6 protein-coding genes are annotated in these 6,626 nt (G+C 43.4%); 3 read left to right on the plus strand and 3 right to left on the minus strand.

The window, feature by feature from the left end:
- Window positions 1-62: 62 nt before the first annotated feature.
- A complete protein-coding gene (locus S2091_RS19420; RefSeq protein WP_105533622.1) occupies window positions 63-863 on the plus strand; it encodes a PP2C family protein-serine/threonine phosphatase in 801 nt (266 codons plus the stop codon).
- 15 nt (window positions 864-878) lie between these two features.
- Here S2091_RS19420 and S2091_RS19425 read toward each other — a convergent pair whose 3' ends face one another.
- Both S2091_RS19425 and S2091_RS19430 read right to left on the minus strand, forming a co-directional pair.
- Window positions 879-2,663, minus strand: coding sequence for a hypothetical protein (locus S2091_RS19425; protein ID WP_133166943.1), 1,785 nt, complete (start codon window positions 2,661-2,663; stop codon window positions 879-881).
- A 473-nt stretch (window positions 2,664-3,136) separates the two neighbouring features.
- Window positions 3,137-3,889, minus strand: a complete 753-nt coding sequence (locus S2091_RS19430; RefSeq protein ID WP_105533624.1) for an RNA methyltransferase — start codon at window positions 3,887-3,889, stop codon at window positions 3,137-3,139.
- Between the two features lie 215 nt (window positions 3,890-4,104).
- On the opposite strand from S2091_RS19430, the gene S2091_RS19435 reads away from it, so the two are divergent.
- Together S2091_RS19435 and S2091_RS19440 are read left to right on the plus strand one after the other, a co-directional pair.
- On the plus strand, window positions 4,105-4,896 hold the full coding sequence (locus tag S2091_RS19435; RefSeq protein WP_243405498.1) for an inositol monophosphatase family protein: 792 nt from the start codon (window positions 4,105-4,107) through the stop codon (window positions 4,894-4,896).
- 180 nt (window positions 4,897-5,076) lie between these two features.
- On the plus strand, window positions 5,077-6,444 hold the full coding sequence (locus tag S2091_RS19440) for a DEAD/DEAH box helicase (protein ID WP_105533625.1): 1,368 nt from the start codon (window positions 5,077-5,079) through the stop codon (window positions 6,442-6,444).
- Between the two features lie 89 nt (window positions 6,445-6,533).
- Here S2091_RS19440 and S2091_RS19445 read toward each other — a convergent pair.
- Window positions 6,534-6,626 (minus strand): IS3 family transposase (locus tag S2091_RS19445; protein WP_133166869.1); only part of this gene is annotated, 93 nt, incomplete at its 5' end.

Here is a 6,626-nt window from a genome sequence, read left to right on the forward strand (position 1 = left end):
TTACATGTGATAATTTATCGTGAAAAATCAATACAGTATATAAGTTTAATCTAAGCAAAGTTATGAGCCAATATAAGATCGAAGCAGGAACTGGCCAGCACGTTGGTGACCGCAAAGAACAACAAGATCGTACCGCACTTTTTGCAGCACCTAAAGCCCCAGGTTATATGATGGCCGTGTTAGCCGATGGAATGGGCGGGAAAAGTGGCGGCGCGTTAGCAGCCGAGCAAGTTATTCGTACCGCAAAGCAGTTATTTGAAGAATTTGGGCCTGACGATGATGTTAAGGCCGCCATAGAAGCTATCGTGCGCGAATCACACACCATTATTCAACTTTCTGGTATTTCCGCCGAAAAAGAACCGCATAGCACCATTGTTATTCTGATCATCACCCCGCATCACCACGCTGTTTGGGCGCATATTGGTGATTCGCGTCTGTACCGCTTTTCTGGCGCTAATTTAATCGAGCGGACGATAGATCACTCCTATGTGGAAAAATTAGTTTCTGAAAAGAAAATCACTTCAGAAGAAGCTAAATCACATACTTTATCGAATATTTTGGTCAATGTACTAGGTTCTAGTTCAACCGAGCCATTCATCACATTTAATGAGTACGACGGTTTAAAACCGACCGATTCCTTTTTATTGTGCTCGGATGGCTTATGGCACTATTTTACAGATCGTGAATTAGGTGCAGTAATTTCAGCCAACACGCCTCGCATTGCTTCTGAAATGTTGATTAACAAAGCAAGGGAGCGTGCCTCTGGACGTGGCGACAATTGCACAATGGCAATTGTAAAATTAATTAAGCCAGCAAAAGTGGAAAAAGGCTACACGGTAGAAAAAATGCGTCGAGCAGTCTAAAGCGATTTGCTCTGATTATTTTTTATCTTTGTCGTCCAATTTGAAATCCAGTAAATCGAAATTCAAGGAATCAGAATAGTCATTAGTTTCTGCGTCCTCAGAAGCAGCTTTCTCGGCAGGTTTGATTGTATCTTTAGGTGCAATTGCTGTAGATGGCTGCTTTTTAGCGCGATGAAATTCAGCGCTGATTGAAATCAGCATCAAAATATCGCGGTACACCGGCAAATCAAAACCTATTCGCTCACCTTCCCTATCGTCGACCAGTAACGATTCTAAATACGGCAAAATCTCATCGGTATTCCAAAGCGCACAACAATTAGCCGTTAAATGAGGGAAATCTTCAAAATTGCGAAGGCTGTCAGGGTCGATATTTTCGTGAAAATTAGGGATGTATGCGTTAAATTTTCGTTTAAAACGAAGTCTCAATTCACTGTATTTTTCTTCATCAGCGACCATTCGATATAAATCCAGCAAATACAGCCAGGCTACCGGCGTTGTTTGATTTTCATCAAAGCTTTGCGGCTCTAAAATTTCTATAGCCCGATTTGGATCGTTGACCGACATCCAAAACTCAGCTTCTTGCGTAATATCGGAAATTTCTTCTATATGTATCGATTGACCACGATGCGTAAAGAAATTAAACGTGCTGCTGTTGGTATCTTCTAAAGCAGGCAAGCCCATGCGTTTGTATTTAGGGCTAGGCTCTACTTTGTTATGCGGATAAATAATTGGCTCGTCATACGGATTAGCCGCGATAACGCTATTTTCTTGCGATTCACTAATCGAACTTGGATCAAGATTGCCTTTTTCTGCACTACTCTGCAATGAATCGACGATTTCAACCACATTTTTCTTTTGTTCCGCCGTTGGATCCCACCAAGTCTTATCTTTATTTTGACGTGATTGGCGCACAGTCACAATCAACATGCCAATCAGGGCTAAAAATAGTAGGGTCGCCACCGACGCCAGCCAAATCATCCATGATGGAGTGCTTTGTTCTGTTTTTTCTTTGAGTTTATTTTGCTGTTTTAGGCGCTCAACTTCAGCGCTTAAACTTTTGTTTTTTTGCTGCTCAAGGTTTGTCGCAGTTTGTGCGGCTGATAAAGGATCTTCACCGCGCAACAAAGCAGCAAACCGCGCTTGCGCGAGGCGATTTTCCTGACTACGTTGTTGATCCGCACTTGCCGGAGTTTGCTCTGTGATCGTTTGTGACATTTTCAGATCAAAATCCGATAACGCCTCTTCATTCGTCACTTTTAGTACATTCTTACCGGTACCACCATTACGCTTAGAAGCCTTAACAGGTTCTTTTTTTGCTTGAGTTGGCTCAACTTTTCGCTCAGCTTCTAATTTTTTTACTGTATCAACAATGACAGGCGGTGCAGGATGATTTTTCTTAGGCTGTTTAGGTAAGACGGATTTAGTTGCAGAGCGGTCTGTATTAGTAATCGCTGTTATTTGAGTAACGGGTGTTTCCACCGACGGCAAGGTTAGCGGTGCAGCAGAAGGAGATTCTGAATAATCCAATAACAGCGCATAGGTGCGCTGTAATGAAGCCCCGCAAGTTAGCGCTACAGTAAATTTAATCGCTGGCTCTTGCATCAGCTTTCTTGTGCTGAAGTTAATGTAAATTACCTGATTAACCTGATTCGGAATAACAATTTCAACGCGTGGAATGTCAATCAGTTCGCCATCTAACGATTCAATTTTTGCTTTAATACAATTTGGTACCAGCACATCTTCTGTTGCACCACTGACGGGCACTTGCACACGCAGACCTTGCCCTAAGTTAGAACGCAATGCGACATCGCCCAAACCGATGGCGTATGCCGCCGGATAGCACAGCGTTAAACTGGCTAATGTGATTACATTTATTGAGAAATGGCGCTTGATTTGAATAATGACGGTCTCCTGCTAGACGTCTATTTAATTACTTAAGTAGCTAACTGGTTGGCAAATTCTTCCATCCATCATCACTTAATAGCATCTTTTTTCAAATTTTATCTATATAAAATAGTTAAAAATAGTAAAAAAAGACCTCCCTGTGTAATTTATTAAAAAGGCGCAGTCGCTTTATTTTATTTTGACATTCAAAACATGGGGGCTTCTTAAGAGCAACCCTGAACATGCTTTCAATTTATATTTAATTTTAATTTAGTCAATTTTTAGCGGCAAAAAAAAGAGAATTTGACTAAATAGTTACATTATGTAGAACATATTTAGTGATTCAATGCAATCTTTTACTAATGATTAACATTATTTACTCATGATAATTATTTGTCCAACATTTTTTTAGCTATTCCCCGCAGAATATTCACTTCCTCCGTTTCTAGTTGTGTTCTAGCAAATAAGCGTTTCAATCTTGACATTAATTTTTTAGGGCGGTCAGGATCAATAAAATTGATCGCAATTAAGCCTTGCTCAAGGTGATTAAACATAGCGTCAATATCGGCAAGATTAGCCGAATCCCCTTTAAAGCCAATCTCGGTATCAATAATTTTACTTTCCATACTCCCGTATCGGCATTCATAAGCCAATACTTGAACCGCTTGCGCTAAATTTAAGGATGAGTAAGCTGGATTAGCGGGAATATTGATCAAATACGTGCATTTCTCGACGAGTTCATTCAGCAAGCCGGTACGCTCATTACCCAAAACCAAGGCGGCATAGCCAGTCTCTGGCTTATTGAAAAGCTGAGCAAATTCGCGCGGATCAATTATCGGCGGCGAAAACTCACGCAACCTGGCACTAACCGCCGCCGCTATTTCACAGCCTTGAAGGGCTTCTTGAATCGTGCTGACAATAATGGCATTTTCTAATATATCTTGCGCTCCACTTGCCAGCGCGATGGCTTCTGGGTGGCTTAATACGTCAGGAAAACGAGGGTTCACTAAATATAAGCTTGAATACCCCATTGTTTTCATCGCGCGAGCAACCGAACCAACGTTGCCGGGATGACTAGTTTCTACCAACACAAAACGAAGGCGATCAAATGAGGACGGTGTAGATAAGGCTGGTGTATGCATGCGGCGAATTGTTCAATGAAGGTTCGGTTATGCCTTAGAAAAACCAGGCAAATTGAGCTACGGGGGTATTTCAGGTAGAATGGCGGCAATATTGCGTTTTAAATAGTCTGCTTCGGTAGGTTTCCTTAAAACACATTGCTCTTTAACTTTATGTGCTAGTTACCTATTATTACGTAATCTACTAGCGCGTGAACCGACATTTTAACGGAAATTCTATGCATCCTATGCTAAATACGGCTATTAAAGCCGCGCGCCGTGGCGCGACTATTATTAACCGTGCTTCTTTCGACTTAGATCGCGTTGATGCGACTGAAAAACAGCACAATGACTTTGTCTCCGATGTAGACAAAGCTGCTGAAGCCGCCATTATTGAAGTGCTGATTTCTGCCTACCCTTCCCACGCTGTATTGGCCGAAGAATCTGGCGCGTCAAGCAACTTAACCAAGACTAGCGAATATGTATGGATTATTGATCCGTTAGATGGCACCACCAATTTCTTGCATGGCTTTCCACAATACTGCGTATCGATCGCCTTGCAACACAACGGCGTCATGACCCAAGCCGTTATTTTCGACCCTACCCGTAATGAATTATTTGCTGCGACCAAAGGTGGCGGTGCGTATTTGAACGACAAACGGATTCGCGTAACCAAACGCGACAAACTTGCTGATTCCTTGATCGGCACTGGTTTCCCATTCCGCAGCGTCACTGAAATCGAAAACTATATTCCTATGTTTAAAGCGATGTCTGGCAAATGCCAGGGGCTGCGTCGCCCAGGTTCTGCGGCACTTGACTTGGCCTACGTGGCAATGGGTCGTTTAGACGGCTTCTTTGAAAAAGGCTTAAAGCCTTGGGATATCGCCGCAGGCTCGTTAATTGTGACCGAAGCTGGCGGCATTACCGGCACGTTTGCTGGCGAATCCGATTACCTGCATAAAGGCGACATTATTTCTGCAACACCAAAAGTGTTTGCTCAAATGGTCAATATCCTGAAGCCTTTCGCATAACACTGCATTTGTATTAAGGCGGATAACATAACCTTAGATTCATAGTCTTAGATTATTAACCGCCTGCTTCTTTCCGACTTAGCTTGCAATTAGCCGGTTCTTTCAAAATTTCACATTTTCAAATGAAATTTTGAACCACACGCTTCAACTTATTAGTAGCAACAGAATATCAACAACTCAATGACCACATTTTCAGAATTAGGTTTAGCCGAAGAAATCCTTCGCGCCGTTAGCGAACAAGGCTATACCACACCAACGCCGATTCAATTGCAAGCTATTCCTGCCGTATTAACCGGCCAGGATTTACTTGCTGGCGCGCAAACCGGCACCGGCAAAACGGCCGGTTTTACACTGCCGTTATTACAACGCTTAACCACGCTTGCCAAACCATCCGCTTCACCAACTGCGCGTCGCCCTATCCGTGCTTTGATCTTGACGCCAACCCGCGAACTAGCGGCTCAGGTAGAAGAAAGCGTGCGTACTTACGGTAAATATTTACCCCTGACTTCCGGCGTTATTTTTGGTGGCGTTGGCATCAACCCACAAATCAAACTGTTAAAAAGTGGGGTTGATACTTTAGTAGCTACGCCCGGCCGTTTGTTAGACCATATCGGTCAGGGAACTATCGATTTAAGCCACGTCAACATTTTGGTGTTGGATGAAGCTGACCGTATGCTGGATATGGGCTTTATCCGTGACATACGCAAAATTTTGGCCTTATTACCTCCAAAACGTCAAAACTTATTGTTCTCTGCCACGTTTTCAAATGAGATCAAGGAATTGGCCGATAAGTTATTGAATTCGCCTGCAATGATCGAAGTGGCACGTCGCAATTCGACGGTGGAAGTGATTTCACAAAAACTGCATCCGGTTGATCGCGATCGCAAACATCCTTTGTTGGCGCATTTAATCAAGACATTAAGCTGGAGCCAGGTGCTGGTATTTACCCGTACTAAACACGGTGCAAATAAGCTGGTTGAACAGTTAGAAAAAGCTGAAATTACCAGTATGGCGATTCATGGCAATAAGAGCCAATCTGCCCGTACCAAAGCGTTGGCTGAATTTAAAGACGGTAGCTTGCAAGTTTTGGTTGCAACCGACATCGCTGCACGCGGTATCGATATTGACCAATTGCCACACGTGGTCAACTACGATTTACCGAATGTGCCGGAAGATTATGTGCATCGCATCGGTCGTACTGGCCGTGCCGGTGCTGGCGGTGAAGCGGTTTCACTGGTGTGTGTGGATGAACTAAAACTGTTGGCTGACATTGAAAAATTCATTAAACGTAAAATCGTTAGTGAAGTCGTTGCGGGTTTTGAGCCTGACTTAAATGCGCAACCACAACCAATTCAACTACGCAGCCATCCAGCGCATCGTCCGGGTTCTGGCGCTAACTCTGGTCAAAAACGCGCACCCGCTAAACCTAGTGGAAATAAAGCTGCACCGCGTGCACCAGGTAGTCCAGCTGCAGCTCGCCCACATGGTGGTGCTGCACCCAATACGTCGGCACGTCGTAACAGTAGCGGCAGCCGTGGTCGTGGGTAAATTAGTGTAAGTTAGATGCTTAACTGATTAATTTATAAATAAAAAACTCGCCTAATGAACTGACCCCATTTAGTTGGACAGATTAATTGCTAGGCTACCGAGGGCTGATTTCTGTATTGCACAGGACTCAGCCCTTTTAATTTCAGTTTAATGCGGTCGTAATTATAGTAGCGAATATAGTT

It is taken from the genome of Solimicrobium silvestre, assembly GCF_002976435.1.
In the GTDB taxonomy this organism is placed as follows: domain Bacteria; phylum Pseudomonadota; class Gammaproteobacteria; order Burkholderiales; family Burkholderiaceae_D; genus Solimicrobium; species Solimicrobium silvestre.